This window comes from Pseudoalteromonas sp. SWN166, assembly GCF_015864485.1.
In the GTDB taxonomy this organism is placed as follows: Bacteria; Pseudomonadota; Gammaproteobacteria; order Enterobacterales; family Alteromonadaceae; genus Pseudoalteromonas.
This window is the reverse complement of record NZ_JADYXB010000029.1, coordinates 33,442-49,522: the sequence shown is the minus strand read 5'-3', so window position 1 is coordinate 49,522 and position 16,081 is coordinate 33,442. Positions and strand designations below refer to the sequence as shown.

Sequence of the window (16,081 nt, the reverse complement as noted above, 5' to 3'; positions counted from 1 at the left end):
ACTGATTGCTGGTACGCCAGAAGAAGTTGCTGAATGTGAGCGTTCACATACTGGGCATTACCTAAAACCTCTATTAAGTAAATAGAGGTCTAGCTATAGCAAATCAATCGGCATTAAAGTTATTTAACTGCCGAGATTACATTTGATTAAAAATAGCGAGAAGAGTTACTTCTCGCTATTTTTTTGTTCTAATTTTTCTTTTATCAACATAACAATCGAAAATGTTATTAGAGAAAAACAACGTAAACTTAATCTAAAAAGATAGACACGCCCTAGTCGTTCCAACTTATCTGTATTATTTGCATATCTTTATATTTTGATTCTGTAAAGAAAATCTGATTGTTATCACTAATAAAAAATGCGATGGGTTTAAAATCTACATGTACATCTTGTACTGTTTTATCTTCTAAATTAAGCCGAGCAACTCTTGAAATAGCATCTGAGTAATAAAGGTAATTACCATTAATGGCAAAAAGTTGCGCTTGTCGCGCGTCTTTAGGCAATTCCCAATTCTGTTTATCTGATAGTTTAATTAACTGATTATTTGTAATCGCATAATTAGTGCCGTCAACGTCTGAAATTAATTTGTTAGCTTTAACACCCTCTAATATAGTTGTGTCTCGCGTTAATAAATTAAACTGAGCAAATAGATTTTCTGAACCACTTCGCTCTAAATAAATTATACTTTCATTATTTTTAGACCATACATAGTTTAGTATTTTCTGCCCTTTAAACTCAGCTATGGTATAGAGCTTGTTCAACATAACGTCAAAAAATGCAATATCATTATTAATTCTTAATAAAACACGATCTTGCTTACTCGATACTCTTAGTCCGCCAATAGCAAAGTTAGATTTCCCTTCATAAGTAAAGTTACTAAGTTGCTTTGTAAGTCCATTTTGAGATAACCACAACTGACTGCTGCCAGAGCGCTCGGATACAAAAATATGCGCTGGCCCTTTCTCATTAATGACTTCTACAATGTTGTAGTCGTCTTCATCACTTTTGTAGAGTGCTTCATACTCAGGAACATCGCTAAAAAGATTAGTCGCTTTAATTAACGAAAATGCTTGTGTTTTATTTGCTGAGTAAAAAAGGCTATTAGCAGATTGAACTGCAATATAATAAGGTGAAATTGCTGGGGTAACCGTTAGTGTGCGTTTAATGATATTATTTTCATCAAACACAATGGTTGAAAGCTCAGAGTCTTCAAAAACAATCACGCCTTTATCGTCTGCAAGCCAGTCAAACGCGAAGCTAATTATGCTTTTCTTTGCTTTAAATAACCGCTTGGTTTCATGGGTCTCAAAATTGTAGCTAAATACAGAAAAAGGCTTACCCTTTTGACTAAGTACATATGCTATTTTACTACCAGAATGAGATAAACGAGGCATGATTACGCCATACATGACGCCTGGTGGTGGAATCACTATGAATTCTTTCTTAAGTTCTAAATCATATTTATATAAACCTGAACCCTCATGCTCATTTTTATATTCGGTGTAATAAATATGCTCACCACTTTCGTCTACTTGCGCATAACCAGTGTATCTAAGGTCACACTTTTTAATTAAAGTAGCCTCTCCTATAACAGGAAACTGGCTTAAATCAACGAGTACCATTTCACACTTTTGCTGCTTTAAGTTGGTAGCTTGTAACAACACAGAGCGCTGATTTAACTGCCACGATAAAATGGATACTTGAAAGCCAGGATAGGTAATTTCAACTTCCCTTTGATCAGATAGTCGCTTTACAAATGCATGCATTACGTCATTTTCAGGTTCAACATTTGTATAAGCTAAATATTGTTTATCTGAGGACATCTCAGGGTGAACCTCACTGCCTATATTCCACGTGCTTGCTACCTTATTAACCGTGATCTGTTTAATCTTTTCACTAGAAGGTGTATTAATAAAAAACAACCCAAACCATACTAAAAAGCAGAGGCAGATAATGACGAGTAAAGAATAAATCAAAAACTTTTTACTATTCTTTTTTTGAACTGGTTGCAAAATAGTTGCACTAGCTATTTCTTCATTTTTGGCAGAAATACCCGGTGAGTCAGGCAAAATATTTGCAGGCTCTTTCGAAACGTTTGCTTGCGTTAAACGCTCAGGTATTACTGTTAGGCTATATCCTTTACGGTAATGCGTTTTTAAAAGCGGTGCTTTTTCAATTGGGTGGGCAAGCTGCTTTCTTAACTCTGAGATTGCACGGTTAATCGCATTATCATCAACAAAGCTCTGTTGCCACACACTCTCAATAAGCTCTTGCCGGGAAACGATTTGTTGAGGCTTACCTATAAAGTGGAGTAATAACTTTACTAAAAGTGGATCTAATTCCCTTTCTAAATGGTTTGAAGTAATCACACAGCGATTACTAATAAATTGCCAAGGTCCGATTTGATAATTCATAGTCTTTACGTATTTTTATTTTTATAAACCGTATCACATCTACACTTTATTTTATAGAAAAAGCATTTTAAACCTTATATTAGCATTATAAGATTTAAAGCTAACACACTGAATTTTAACAATTTTTTATATTTAAAACCTTATCTATTAATTGCTCATAACTAGATAAGCGACTCTTAATAAATTCAGCGATATTCTTTAAACCGTCATCAACAAGCAGCTTAGTAAAAATCATTTGTCATTCTAAATTGGCTGCATTTAAAAAATATAAAAGGTTTAATTATGAACAACACAATGAAAAAAGTACTACCAGCTTTACTACTAGCAACGGCTTTTAATACTACTTCAGTTATTGCAGCTGACGCTAAACAAGATACCGTTCAAAATAATTTTGAGAAATGCATGATTGGTGAAAGCATAGAGGCAATTAACCCTGTTAATCAAGAGCTACAAAACACAATCAAAATAGACGCTTCTAAGCCTTTAAAAAGTAATGTTGATAAGCAAACATTACTTTCTTCAATAGATGAAAAAATATCAGCTGAGCTTGACTCTTCAATGAGCAAAATAAACTCGCAAATTGATAAAAATCTTTCAAAGGTAACATCGTCAATAACTGCATATTTCAGCAATGTGTTATCGAACTAAAAAAATCAAATTAAAAGCTATATTAAGGAATGATCATGAAAAAATTCACAAAAAAATTAGTGTCTGCTAGCGTATTACTTAGTTGTAGCCTTTTAGCAAATACAGCACAGGCTCAAAGCTCTGTATGGCAAGTAAGTAATGGCAATGACTCACTATTTATTGGCGGTACAGTTCACATACTACCTAAAGCTGAAATGCCACTACCCGCCGAGTTTAACCATGCTTATGAACAAGCAGATACAATTATTTTAGAAGCACCGTTACCTGACCCAGCCGACACCAATGCACAAATGCAAATGTTAGGTGCGCTATCGTATACAAATAACGAAACGTTGAGTCAAAAGCTAGAACCCCAGGTTAAAGCTTCACTTGAAAATAAGCTTAGCGAGTTTGGCGCTAACCTAGCTAAGTTAGATGGTTTTCGCCCTGCTATGGTTAGTATTGTTTTAATGTCGATGGAACTTCAAAAGCAAAACTTAATGGGTGAAGGGGTTGATGCTTACTTTACTAAAAAAGCGACTGAAGATAACAAAACAAAAAATTACTTAGAAACAATGGAATTTCAGTTAGAGCTTTATAAAACAATGGGTCAAGGCAACGAAAACGATTTCATTAAACGTAACTTAGCTGAGCTTCACAACTATGGCGATATGTTTAAAGGACTTTTAGCTGCCTGGCGCAAAGGTGATACAGGCACACTGAATAAAGTGGCACTTGAAGGTATGCAGAAAAATGATCCGAATAGCTATAAACAACTCATTACAGATAGAAATAATGATTGGTTACCAAAAGTAGAAGCCATGTTTAACAACGACAAAAATGAGTTTGTACTTGTTGGAGTTGGCCACCTTGCAGGACAAGATAGTTTACTTACCTTACTTGAAAACAAGGGCTATAAAGTTTCTCTAGTTGATGTTGAAGAGAGCGTTAAAATAACAACTAAAGACGCTGAATAATGGACAAGACAGACAAACAAGCAATGTCGTTATTATTTATATTTGGTTTTTTAATGTTAATTAGTATTATATAAAAAATGCCGCTTATTTGAAGTAAGCGGCATTTTTACATAAGTGGTAAAGCTACCTTATGGACGTGGAATAAATCCAACCGCATCATAAGCCGCTTTTAATGTAACCTCAGCTCGAGCACTCGCTTTTTCAGCGCCCTTTTTCATAATGTTGTTAAGAAGCGTTTGATCTTCTCTAATCTCTTTAAAGCGAGCCTGAATAGGTTCAATCATACTTACAACAGCATCAGCGGTATCTTTCTTCAAATGGCCATACATTTTATCTTCGTATTCTGGCACTAGCTCTTCAATTGAGCGCTTAGTTGCAACGCTTAATAAAGTAAGCAAGTTTGATACGCCTGGCTTTTCTTTGCGATCAAAGTAGATACGCGCTTGTTCGTCTGAGTCTGTTACTGCTTTTTTAAGTTTTTTCTCAATCTTTTTAGGCTCGTCTAGCATCATGATAAAACCATTTGGGTTTTCATCTGACTTTGACATCTTTTTAAGTGGATCTTGTAGGCTCATTACGCGAGCACCAAATTCAGGAATATACGGTTCTGGTAGCGTAAAAATATCACCATATACATTATTAAAGCGCGTAGCAATATCGCGAGTCAGCTCTAAATGCTGCTTTTGATCATCTCCTACAGGTACTTTATCTGCTTGATACAATAAAATATCCGCCGCTTGCAAAGCTGGATAAGCAAATAAACCCACGTTAATATTATTAGCGTGCGTTGCTGACTTATCTTTAAACTGCGTCATACGATTTAATTCACCCATTTGCGCATAACAGTTTAAAACCCAACCTAGTTGAGCATGTTCAGGCACTTGAGATTGTACAAATAGCGCTGCTTTTTCTGGATTGATACCACATGCTGTATATAGTGCAACTCCGTCCAATACGCGAGCGCGAAGTAATTCTGGGTCTTGGCGTACCGTAATCGCATGCAAATCTGCAAGCATAAAGTAGCTATCATATTCTTCCTGTAGCTTAACCCACTGGTTAATAGCGCCAACATAGTTGCCTATTGTCATACCACCGGTTGGCTGCATGCCACTTAATACTACTGGTTTACTCATGATTTTCCTTTATTTAGCTTAATTAATAATATTTAACGCTGCGTTAGAACAGGTATTATATCTAAGAAGTTATCGCATAGGTACTGCGGATTATAATCTGCAAGGTTTTCACCTTGGTTATAGCCGTAATTAAGTGCAATTACGTCTATGTTAGCGGCTTTAGCTGCAAGTATATCGCTTTTAGAATCACCTATCATTATTGCTTTATTAGGTTCAACATTTAGCGTTTTACAGGCGAATAGTAAAGGCTCTGGAGATGGTTTTTTTGCCATGTCGTCACCACATATAATCACATCAAAATGGCTCGCTAGTGCTAGTTTATCAAGCAACTTCTCTGTAAACACACGAGACTTATTAGTGACTAATGCTTTGGGCATACCGCGAAGTGCTGCAAGCCCAGTTTCTACATGTTGGTACAACACACTATATTCACCCACATGTTGCTCATAATGTTTATAAAACTGCGTAATAGCTTTGCTGCTGAGTGATTCATCTAAATGTTCACTCACTTGCATATCGCCACTCAAGGCGCGTTTAACGAGGACTTCAACACCATTACCTACCCAGCTTTCAACCAAACGCTGACTTACTATCGGGAATGCTAGGTCAGTTAATGTGAGATTTATGGCTATATATAAATCGTAAACGCTATCAACCAAGGTACCATCTAAATCAAATAAGGCGATATCGTACTTCATTATTTTACACTTCCAAGCTGCTCACGCATTTGATCAATCACAACTTTGTAATCTGGTTGGTTAAAAATAGCAGAACCTGCAACAAACATATCTGCACCCGCTTGAGCTGCTGCTGCAATGTTATCGACTTTAATACCACCATCAACCTCTAAGCGAATATCTCGACCTGATTCAATAATACGCTGTTTTGTTTGGCGTAATTTTTCAAGCGTATGAGGGATAAAACTTTGCCCGCCAAAACCTGGGTTTACCGACATAAGTAAAATGGTATCGAGCTTATCAATAACATGATCTAAATAACTTAGACTTGTTGCAGGGTTAAACACTAAGCCTGCTTTACAGCCGTGATCTTTAATCAGCTGTATTGTACGATCAACGTGCTCGCTAGCTTCTGGATGAAAAGTAATAATTGATGCACCTGCCTCTGCAAACAGTGGAATAAGGCTATCTACAGGCTTAACCATTAAATGCACGTCGATAGGCGCTGTTACGCCGTAATCTCTAAGTGCTTTACACACCATTGGGCCAATTGTTAGATTAGGTACATAGTGATTATCCATTACATCAAAATGAACCACATCTGCACCTGCAGCGAGTACTTTATCAACATCTTCGCCTAGCTTTGCAAAGTCAGCAGACAAAATAGAAGGGGCAATTAAATATTTTTGCTCTGGGTTAAACATGATTAACTCCATCAATAAATAGTGTATTGCGTTAATGTAACTTAATTGAAGATGTTACCCAAGTAATATGGCGTAATAGCCCCTATTTCAGGTAACTTTAAGTTTGATATTTAATCAATATTTGCTATGATTAAAAAAGTAACAAATTATTGGATTTTACCATGCGTGCATTTAAAACTGGGATATTAATTGCGTCGGCATTACTGCTTATCGGGGCGTTTAGCTTTGGTTCAAGCTCTGAGCAAGAATTAAGCTCGGTTAATAATTGCCATAATACACAAACTGTAAGTGCTAACAGCACATTATCTACGTGTATTAAAATTGAAGAAGAGTCATCGTGGTTTTCGTGGTTAACTGGCGATAGCCGTAGTGCTCAGTTTCATTACCTCGATTTGCTAGAACTACTTACTAGTTCTGATGATTCTAAAAATACTCCTTCTTTAAAACCCTTATTTTAAATAATGCTGCAATTTATTAGTGCGTTGCAAAGTGTGCTAGCAGCATTTTTTGGTGTTCAGTCTGAAAATAAACGCCAAGCTGATTTTAAACAACACTCTCCTACGTCTATTATTTTAATTGCGATTACACTATTTATTGCTTTTGTTATCGCAATTTATGCAGTGGTTGCTTGGGTGCTAAATACATAGCCATTAACTCGTCTACTTTATTACGAGAGCCACCTTTGGGGCTGATAGTGCGCTTTACTTGTATTTGATCAAGTGACGCTTGGCTATAAATTTTTCGAGTCCATACAGTATCGTGATTAGATATAAGCACTGGCGTGTTTTTTTCAAACGCCGCCTTCTCAGCCAGATTTGCCAAATTAGCCTGATCATCTAAATTAAACCCGCCCTTAGCGTAAGAGGTAAACGAAGCCGTTTTACTTAATGGTACATAAGGTGGGTCGCAATAAATAACAGCATTGTTAGGTACTAACTTAAAAACGTCATCGTAATCTAAGCAGGTGAAGGTAGCTTTTTGTGCTTTTTCAGCAAAAAAATACATTTCTTTTTCAGGAAAGTAAGGCTTTTTATACTTACCAAAAGGCACGTTAAAAATGCCTTTTAAATTATACCTACAGAGTCCATTGTAGCCATGACGGTTCATGTATAAAAACAATATTGAACGTTCATATACATCACGACTTTGATTAAACTGCACACGATATTCGTAATAAGCATCTGCATGATTATTCAGATCAACAAATAGTTTTTTAGCGTCACTAATCAGCTCATCTGGAGAGCTTTTAAGCTCTTTGTATAAGTTAATTAAGTCTGCATTTATATCGTTAAGAATATAGTGTTTAAAGTCACTATTTAAAAACACAGAACCTGCACCAACAAAAGGTTCAACCAACGTATCTGCATGCTTGCTAGCTTGGTTTAATCGCGCATTAATGTTCTCAACTAGGCTGTATTTTCCGCCGGCCCATTTAAGGAAGGCTCTACTCTTTTGCTGCATTGGCTCTTTACTTCAATCTGGTGTTGCGCGATTTTACACTAAAGCAGTGTGTTTTACTGATCAACGAGTGCTATTTCTTGCTTTATTTTACTAATTTTTTTATAGAAAGGTTTATTTTTTCTAACCCCAGCAGATAAAGTATCCATTGCTGATTTTGCTTCTTTTATACTTTCAAAACTGCCAAATGTGACAACCCACCACATTTTATTATTTCGTTTGGTTCGATACGTATGAGTTTGCTGCTGTAGATTAAATTGAGCAATAAAATTATCACTCACTTCCTGCTGAGTTACAGCTAATAATTGAATAACGCTATTTGTATCTGGCTGCTGCATATACCATATATTATCCTGGTTGACCTGAGTTTGCTCTGCGGTATCTACTTTCTTTATTTTAAGAACTTCAGATTTAACGTCACTTGATACACTGCTTTTATTATTAGCACTATCATCAACATCATTGTCTAATACGTTAACGGTGTTGCCAGGTTCGGTAAGGCTTTGCATGATGGCAGGCACATCATTAATATGTACGCGCTCTGGCTTAATATCTGGCTCAACTACTTCAAGTTCATTTAAGTTAATTATTGAGTCATTTTTCTTTATAACCGGCGCACTTACTTGCTCTATTGGTATTGCTGTATTAATTACCTGGGTCTCTTCTTGCTGGTAGTACTGTTGCCACCACTGCGTCATATCAGATTTATAAAGTAGCCCAATAATTAATAGCATAATCAGCAACATCAAAATCAATAAATGTAACCGCCAAGACACTTTGTCTTTAACGATAATATCGGCTATGTGCTCACTAGGTTGCCAAGCAAGCAATAAACTAGGATTGCCGTGAGCCTCAGCTAAAAAAGTACTGAATATAGGGTCTTCATCATAAGGTAAATCAGTAAAATACCACTGCAATAACATCTTGCTTTCTTGAAGCGTTAGCGGTTCTAAGTAAATTTCAACAGCATTATTTAAAGCTAATTTGGACTGTGAAGCTATTATGATATATAGCGTATTTGGGCTGTTTTTTGAAAGTAACTCAAGCTCAATCAACATCTCTTCAGATAACTGTCTACCGCCATCAAGTACCCATAAGCATGGCCCACATGGTTGTTGCTGCAGTAATTGGTAATAGTTTTCAGGTAAACTTAAGTTATGATCAACCAGGGGGGAGTTAAAGCTTTGCTCTAATAGCTCACTCATTAGCTGAGCGTCAGTCATTTGTGCGCTTACTTGCACAAAGGCTTTATTAAAGTCGTTATATTTATCTGTAATGAAGGTTTCGAGCATATAGCTTTTACCTAGCCCAGAAGTGCCAAGTAAAACAATTAAATTTTGCCCGTACTCAAATTGCAGTGCGATTCTATCCACCAAAGCCGCACGGCTTGGTAAAATTTGTGACTGCATTTACTGCTCGATTAAGTCTCTAACTTGATCATCAGATACATTATCAACTAATGCACACTGGCCAAATTGGGTAGGTAGAATAAAGCGGATAGTGCCTTTTTTATTCTTTTTGTCTTTACGCATATGCGTTAAAAACTGCTCGCTAGTCATTTGCTTTGGAATTTCTGTTGGTAAATTATATAGCTCAAGCAGCTTAATAATTCTCTCAACTTCATCTTCGCTTAAATCTTGGCGTGTATGCGCAAGTTTAGCTGCCAATACCATTCCCGTTGCAACAGCTTCACCATGTAACCAAACGCCATAACCCATCTGCGCCTCAATTGCATGGGCAAATGTATGACCTAAGTTTAACAAAGCTCGCAGGCCATGTTCTTTTTCATCTTGAGCAACTATAAGCGCTTTTATTTCACAACATCTAAAAATAATATGCTGTAAACATGCTTCATCGAGTTGCTGTAAATTAGCTACATTTTGCTCTAAATAAGCAAATAGTTCGGTATCGTAAATCAGACCATACTTAATTACTTCAGCCATACCTGCTGCAAACTCTCGTTCAGGTAAGGTGTGTAATGTCTGCGTATCAATAAAAACAGCTTGAGGCTGATAAAATGCCCCTATCATATTTTTACCTAAAGGATGATTTACTGCCGTTTTACCGCCTACCGATGAATCAACCTGTGAAAGCACTGTCGTTGGTATTTGAATAAACGGTACGCCGCGCTGATAACAAGCCGCAACAAAACCAGTTAGATCACCTACAACACCGCCACCTAATGCAATTAAGCATGTATCTCGGCCACAGTTATTTTGTAGTAAAAATGCTGATATTTTTTCAAACCATTCAAGTGATTTATATTGCTCACCGTCAGGAATAATAAAAGATAGCGGATTTAGATCAGCTAATGAATCAAGTAACCTTTGTAAATATAAAGGTGCTATTGTGTCATTAGTAATGATGATAGGCCGACAATCACCAATGTGGTGAACCAGGCGGCCATTATCTTGAAGTGCAGATTCCCCAATATAAATAGGATAACTTCGCTCGTCCAAATTAACAGTTAATTTAAGCATGCTTGGTTATTCCCTTATTATTGGTTTTTAAAAATCTAATTTCTCGATGATTTGGTTAGCAACAACTTTAGCGCTTTGCTCATCGGTACGTACAACAAAATCAGCAACTTCTTTGTATAGTGGCTCGCGTTCTTCTGCTAAGCGCTCTAATACGTTACGAGGTGCTTCTTCAGATTGCAGTAATGGACGACGCTTGTCGCGTTGCGTGCGTGCAACTTGCTTTTCTATAGGTGTCTCTAGGTATACAACGATACCTCGAGCCGAAAGCTTGTTTCGAACTTCTTTGCTCATTACTGAACCACCACCGGTAGCAAGTACAATACCTTGCATCTCGGTTAAATCGCCAATAACAGACTCTTCTCGAAGTCTAAAGCCTTCTTCACCTTCAAGATCGAATACCCATGCAATATCTGCACCTGTGCGGCGTTCGATTTCTTGATCAGAATCAACAAATTCAAGGTGTAATTGGTCAGCGATGTGACGACCAATCGTGCTTTTGCCAGCCCCCATGGGGCCAACTAGAAATATATTACGTTTCTCAGCCATATCTTTTAGTACAAACAAACTCTAAAATTTGAAATAAAACCCCGCCTAACGACCTGGCCCCAAAATTAAGGAGGGGATTATCTCAGTAATTGCAGGGGTATTTCAAGTCAATTAGGATAAAAAGCCATATAACGAGCAATTAATCTAAATAATCACCCGTTGGTTAACATAAAACCACTGTATTTTAATCAATTTGTATTTTTGGTGTCACGAAAATAAGCAATTCACGCTTTTCATTAAACTCACTTGTGCTTTTAAATAGTCTTCCTACATAAGGAATATCACCTAAAATTGGTACTTTACTTGTAGTATTAATGATTTGCTGCTGGAAAATACCACCGAGTACGACGGTTTGGCCATTTTCAACTAATACTTGTGTTTGGATCTCTTGGGTATCAATAGACACAGCTTCACCTGTACCCGTTTGTACGGTATCACCACGTGTATCTTGAGTAATCACTAAGTCTAGTATTACTTTATTATCCGGGGTTATATGAGGCGTTACTTCTAAACTCAGTACCGCTTTTTTAAAGCTTACGGTAGTAGCACCACTTGAAGCTGACTCAGTGTAAGGAATTTCAGTACCTTGCTCTATTCGCGCTTTTTGCTGGTTTGCTGCAATAATGCGCGGGCTTGCAATGATCTCACCTTTGTTCTCTTTTTCAAGCGCACTTAGCTCTAAATCAATTAACGTACCATTAGCCAGTTTTGCTATGTGTAAGCCAATACTTGCTGCTGGGTTTGATGTAGGTAAATTTACATTTAATCGATCTGAAATACTTGGCGCATTTGAAGTTGATGTCGCGTTATAAATGCCTTCTGCGCCTTCAAGTGAGCCTGAAATACCAACACTGCTACCTTGGTCACTAAAGCCCCAGCGTACGCCTAAGTCTTCAGTAACGTTATCGCGCACAGTTACCATACGAGATTCTATTACAACCTGCTGTACTGGAATATCGAGTGTTTCAATCATGCGGCGGATATTTTCTATACTCTTTACCGTGTCTTTTACTAATAAGGTATTTGTACGCTGATCAACCGATACACTACCACGGGCTGTTATAATGCTGTTTCTATCTGTTTTTAATAAATCAGCAAAATCTTCGGCCTTAGCATAGTTTAATCGAATGTATTCACTGTACAGAGGCTCTAAGTCTTCAACTTGCTGTTTAGCTTTTAAATCTTTAGCTTCACGTGCAGCTAGTTCTTCTGCAGGTGCTACCATTAAAATAGAGCCATCCATGCGCTTATCTAGCCCTTTAATACGCAGTACTACATCAAGCGCTTGATCCCACGGTACGCCATCTAAGCGCAGCGTTATGTTACCCGTTACTGAATCGCTGGTTACTAAGTTAAAGTCGTTGTAGCCCGCAATAATTTGTAGTGCTGCGCGTACAGAAATATCTTGAAAATTTAAGGTCATAGGGCGACCTTGATACTCAACGCCACCATCTAAATAGGCGTTTTGTGTTTCATCTTTTTCTACTGTTAACGTTAAAATATTATCTATTTGCTGATAGGTAAATGTAAACTGAGCATTCGGTTCAATGACAACTCTACTTAAACCTTCTTCTTTAAACGTTTCGATATTACTTACAACAGTACCAAAATCTAATACATCCAGCTCATAAAGTAAGTCATCTAAAATATCAGTATGATGGAAGTCTGCATAAATTTTGCCGCCGCTCTCATGTACTTCAATTGCAGCTTGCGTATCTTGTAAGAATACCAGTACTTTCGCTTCGCCCTTTTCACCACGTCTAAAATCAATTGACTGAATACGATTAATATAATTTCCGCTTACATCACCTGAATCCATCACTACATCTTCGTTTTCAGATTCTGTAAGTGGATTGTCCGATACGCGTATTGATACTAAATTATTATGAACTTCGGTTTCATAAATTTTTAATCTATCTAGGTTTACTGTTACTTTTAAACCACTATCAGTTAGAACATTGGTTACATTGCTAATCCCGGCTTGATTAACTGCAACATCATTTAAACCAACTTCTAATTCAGCGGTATCAAAAAACATTTCGATTCTGGCTGGGCTATTAAACACCTGAACTTTTGGCTCAAGCGTTAACTCTTCATCAAAAACAAGCTGTAACTCAGTTTCGCCTTTAAGTAATGGATTATAACGAACATCATAAAGTAACGGCCCTGCAACGGCTGAATTTACAGTGACTAAAGCAACAGCAGCCAGTAATGTTCGTGAAATACGATGAAGCCAAAGTACATCCTTATGCATGCTATTTTTACCTTTTTTATTATTAATTTGCGCCATCTGTTGCCGCCTCTAACATTTCTAATTTAGTCAAGCGCTCTTTCCAACAGCCAGACCCATCAGGGATTAATTCCACTAACTCTATATAGTCGTTACTTACTGTTTTTACTTTTCCATCATAACTACCAAGGTAATTCCCTACCGTTACACGATGCAAAGTAGCGTCAGCTGCTGTTATTAATGCCCATATTTGTCCACTAGAACCAATTGTACCTTTCATAGCTAAGTTATCTAGCGGGTATTTTTCTAACGGTTCGCGGCGACGCTCTTGATCTGGGTGCAAACAGTTTTTTACTTGCGTTAATTTATTTTGAATTATTTCAGGCTGAGGCGCTACAAACGGACTACGTAGCTGCCCTGCACTATATTCAAATATTTCAAACTTTGTAAGTTCAGGAATTGAGTCTACTTTTGGTGTTGTACTTGCCTTAACTTGATCAATGAATTCTTTTTGTTCAGAAGTATCATCATTACAACCAGCTAAAACAAAGGCTATTGCTAAAGGTACTACGCGAAGGAGTTTCATTTTTTAACCCCTTCTTCATAACGATATGTTTTTGCAACAACACTGAATGTTAACTGTTTATCGCCCGATGATAAAATAGAAAAATCATGTAGGCTTACAATTCGTGGTAACTGAGCCACTTTACCTACAAACTCACCAAACTCATGATAGGTACCGATCACTTCAATTTTAATCGGCAGCTCGGTATAAAATTCTTTTTCAACCTCAGGCAACCAGCCTATTTTTAAAAAAGTCAGGCCACTCGTTGTCCCAACATACGACAAATCATCAAGTAAGCCAGGAGTTTCGTTCGAAGTAGGTAGACGTTTTAATAGCTGTGAAAACTTATCTTCCATTTCAACCATTTGTTGACGATAGATTTCAAGCTTACTCGCTACAGCATACTTAGTACGATAAGTAGTACGTAATTCAACTTCTTTAGCAACCGCACTATGGTAGCTATCAATTTCATCAGAAACTAATAGGCTGTAACTAAAAAACAATACAAGCCCAGCAACAAACGCACAACAAATTGCTTTAACAGCAATAGGCCAATCGCCAATGTTATCGAGCTCTATTTCATTCCAATCAATTTCACTCAGTGCTTTAAAATCAAGGTTCATCGCTAACCTCACCAATTTTATCAAATGGTTTTACATAAAATTCCATATTAAAATCACTAAGTAAACGCGACGATTGATCGCCTGCAACAATGCCCTGCATTGAAGGATTCTCTAGTAAATATGAACTTTGTACTTCGCGCAGCATTGTCGATAAACGGTTATTAGACTCACTACGTCCTAACACATGTATTTGGCTGCCTCTGCGCTCTAGTTTTGTTAAATAAACGCCACCGGGCACTATTTTGGCAACTTCATCCATTATTTGCGTACCCAGGTTACGACTACTTTGTAATTCTTCAATAAGCCTCATACGCTGCTGTAAGTTTTCTTTTCTTTTATCTAAGCTTCTTATTTCACTTATTTTTTTATCTAACATGCTAATTTCTGAGCTTAGATAGTTATTCTTTAAGTTTTGCCCATCTTTTAAAGCACCATAAAAAGAGCTCAATAAATACATACTCGCAAAACAAATTATAACGACACCAACAAGTATAGTTACAAATTTCTTTTTCGATTCTTCGCGTTGTAATTCGCGCCAAGGCAGTAGATTTATATATGGCATGTTGAAAAACTCCTTAATGCCAACCCAGTCGCAATTGCAAACTGTGTTTTGTGACGCTGCATCACATTACGATCTACTTTAGGTGAAATTTCCATATTCTCAAAAGGCTCAGCTACGACAGAGTGAATACCGAGCTCTTCGATGAGCAATCGGTCAATACCTTTTATCATCGATGTCCCACCCGTTAATACAATATAGTCAATTTGTTCTTTACCACTGGTTGTTAAAAACATTTGTACTGCACGTCGCACCTGTTGAAGTAACGAGGTTTGAAAAGGGGCCAATACTTCAAAAGTATAGTTTGGTGGTAAATCACCTGATGTTTTACCAATTTCGGCTTCATCAAAGCCTTTATTATAATAAGCCACAATACTATTTGTATATTGATCGCCGCCAAAAACCTGATCACGTGTATAAATTGTCTCACCTGCTTGTACTACGCTTACAAGCATTAAAACTGCACCAATATCAACCACCGCTACACATTTATTAAATGCGTCGCTAGGTAGCTGTTGGTAGTAAACATCCATTGCACGACTTAATGCATAGCTTTCTACATCAACTATTTTAGCTTCTAAGTTTGCCGCTTCTAAAGCGCCAACACGCGCTTCTACACTTTCAGTACGAGCAGCAGAAAGCAAAACATTCATTTTACTAGGATCTGCCTCATTCGTCGAAAGCCTCTCAAAATCAAGGCTTACCTCATCAAGTGGGTATGGGATTAAACTATCGGCTTCAATTTCAATTTGTGATTCAAGTTCAGCATCAGTTAACGATACATCCATGAAGATCACTTTAGTAATGACTGTTTGGCCTGAAACAGCTACTGCTGCAGATTTTAATGATTTTGGTAATTTTTTTCTTAATTTTGAAATTACGTTACCAATCGCTTCGATATCTTGAATTGTGCGCTCACTCATTGCGCCTTTTGGCATTGGCTCAATTGCAAGTGCTTCTAGTCGAAATCCTGTTTCAATTTCACGTAAAAGCACAGCCTTAATAGAGTGCGATCCAATATCAATTCCTACCATCATCGGGGACGGTTTTTGAAATAGTTGACTTAGCATGTTTCAACTTGGCCTTTG

The 16,081-nt window shown here is 37.2% G+C and carries 17 protein-coding genes; 4 read left to right on the top strand and 13 right to left on the bottom strand.

The features are described 5' to 3' along the window. Positions 1 to 272: 272 nt before the first annotated feature. A complete protein-coding gene (locus I6F49_RS15390; RefSeq protein ID WP_197181232.1) occupies positions 273 to 2,414 on the bottom strand; it encodes a transcriptional regulator in 2,142 nt (713 codons plus the stop codon). 282 nt (positions 2,415 to 2,696) lie between these two features. Here I6F49_RS15390 and I6F49_RS15385 point away from each other — a divergent pair, with 282 nt between their 5' ends. Together I6F49_RS15385 and I6F49_RS15380 are read left to right on the top strand one after the other, a co-directional pair. Then, the gene (locus tag I6F49_RS15385) at positions 2,697 to 3,062 is read left to right on the top strand and encodes a hypothetical protein (RefSeq protein ID WP_197175804.1); all 366 of its coding nucleotides are present in this window, start codon (positions 2,697 to 2,699) and stop codon (positions 3,060 to 3,062) included. 35 nt (positions 3,063 to 3,097) lie between these two features. Continuing rightward, positions 3,098 to 4,018 carry a TraB/GumN family protein gene (locus tag I6F49_RS15380; protein ID WP_166419937.1) on the top strand — a complete coding sequence of 307 codons (921 nt, stop codon included), beginning with the start codon at positions 3,098 to 3,100 and terminating at the stop codon, positions 4,016 to 4,018. Between the two features lie 128 nt (positions 4,019 to 4,146). On the opposite strand, the gene trpS is transcribed toward I6F49_RS15380, so the two are convergent. From trpS to rpe, 3 genes are read right to left on the bottom strand one after another with little or no spacing between them, the layout of a single operon-like run. Beyond that, on the bottom strand, positions 4,147 to 5,151 hold the full coding sequence (gene trpS / locus I6F49_RS15375) for a tryptophan--tRNA ligase (protein ID WP_166419936.1): 1,005 nt from the start codon (positions 5,149 to 5,151) through the stop codon (positions 4,147 to 4,149). A gap of 32 nt (positions 5,152 to 5,183) precedes the next feature. Then, positions 5,184 to 5,849 (bottom strand): phosphoglycolate phosphatase, encoded by a 666-nt coding sequence (locus I6F49_RS15370; protein ID WP_197181231.1) that lies wholly within the window; start codon positions 5,847 to 5,849, stop codon positions 5,184 to 5,186. Beyond that, positions 5,849 to 6,532 carry a ribulose-phosphate 3-epimerase gene (rpe, locus tag I6F49_RS15365; protein ID WP_166419934.1) on the bottom strand — a complete coding sequence of 228 codons (684 nt, stop codon included), beginning with the start codon at positions 6,530 to 6,532 and terminating at the stop codon, positions 5,849 to 5,851. The genes I6F49_RS15370 and rpe overlap by 1 nt, the downstream gene beginning before the upstream one ends. Positions 6,533 to 6,693: 161 nt before the next feature. Here rpe and I6F49_RS15360 point away from each other — a divergent pair, with 161 nt between their 5' ends. After that, complete coding sequence (locus tag I6F49_RS15360) at positions 6,694 to 6,990, top strand: hypothetical protein (RefSeq protein ID WP_165740605.1); 297 nt, start codon at positions 6,694 to 6,696, stop codon at positions 6,988 to 6,990. Between the two features lie 3 nt (positions 6,991 to 6,993). Beyond that, positions 6,994 to 7,179: a DUF2970 domain-containing protein gene (locus I6F49_RS15355; RefSeq protein WP_165740604.1), complete on the top strand. Its 186-nt coding sequence runs from the start codon at positions 6,994 to 6,996 to the stop codon at positions 7,177 to 7,179. Here I6F49_RS15355 and I6F49_RS15350 read toward each other — a convergent pair. From I6F49_RS15350 to I6F49_RS15310, 9 genes are all read right to left on the bottom strand, one after another. Then, positions 7,136 to 7,993, bottom strand: coding sequence for a Dam family site-specific DNA-(adenine-N6)-methyltransferase (locus I6F49_RS15350; RefSeq protein WP_197181230.1), 858 nt, complete (start codon positions 7,991 to 7,993; stop codon positions 7,136 to 7,138). The two genes, I6F49_RS15355 and I6F49_RS15350, sit on opposite strands and share 44 nt — an antisense overlap. 53 nt (positions 7,994 to 8,046) lie before the next feature. Further along, a complete protein-coding gene (locus tag I6F49_RS15345) occupies positions 8,047 to 9,399 on the bottom strand; it encodes an SPOR domain-containing protein (RefSeq protein WP_197181229.1) in 1,353 nt (450 codons plus the stop codon). Next, the gene (gene aroB / locus I6F49_RS15340) at positions 9,400 to 10,470 is read right to left on the bottom strand and encodes a 3-dehydroquinate synthase (protein ID WP_197181228.1); all 1,071 of its coding nucleotides are present in this window, start codon (positions 10,468 to 10,470) and stop codon (positions 9,400 to 9,402) included. Positions 10,471 to 10,497: 27 nt separating this feature from the next. After that, on the bottom strand, positions 10,498 to 11,016 hold the full coding sequence (gene aroK, locus I6F49_RS15335; RefSeq protein ID WP_166419931.1) for a shikimate kinase AroK: 519 nt from the start codon (positions 11,014 to 11,016) through the stop codon (positions 10,498 to 10,500). A 184-nt stretch (positions 11,017 to 11,200) separates the two neighbouring features. Further along, positions 11,201 to 13,306 (bottom strand): type IV pilus secretin PilQ, encoded by a 2,106-nt coding sequence (locus I6F49_RS15330; protein ID WP_197181227.1) that lies wholly within the window; start codon positions 13,304 to 13,306, stop codon positions 11,201 to 11,203. Continuing rightward, positions 13,293 to 13,832 (bottom strand): pilus assembly protein PilP, encoded by a 540-nt coding sequence (locus I6F49_RS15325; protein WP_197181226.1) that lies wholly within the window; start codon positions 13,830 to 13,832, stop codon positions 13,293 to 13,295. The genes I6F49_RS15330 and I6F49_RS15325 overlap by 14 nt, the downstream gene beginning before the upstream one ends. Further along, positions 13,829 to 14,434: a type 4a pilus biogenesis protein PilO gene (locus I6F49_RS15320; RefSeq protein WP_149593352.1), complete on the bottom strand. Its 606-nt coding sequence runs from the start codon at positions 14,432 to 14,434 to the stop codon at positions 13,829 to 13,831. Before I6F49_RS15320 ends, I6F49_RS15325 begins: the two co-directional genes overlap by 4 nt. After that, on the bottom strand, positions 14,424 to 14,996 hold the full coding sequence (locus I6F49_RS15315) for a PilN domain-containing protein (RefSeq protein WP_166419927.1): 573 nt from the start codon (positions 14,994 to 14,996) through the stop codon (positions 14,424 to 14,426). Before I6F49_RS15315 ends, I6F49_RS15320 begins: the two co-directional genes overlap by 11 nt. Then, positions 14,984 to 16,063 (bottom strand): pilus assembly protein PilM, encoded by a 1,080-nt coding sequence (locus tag I6F49_RS15310; protein ID WP_197181225.1) that lies wholly within the window; start codon positions 16,061 to 16,063, stop codon positions 14,984 to 14,986. The genes I6F49_RS15315 and I6F49_RS15310 overlap by 13 nt, the downstream gene beginning before the upstream one ends. Between the last annotated feature and the right edge of the window lie 18 nt (positions 16,064 to 16,081).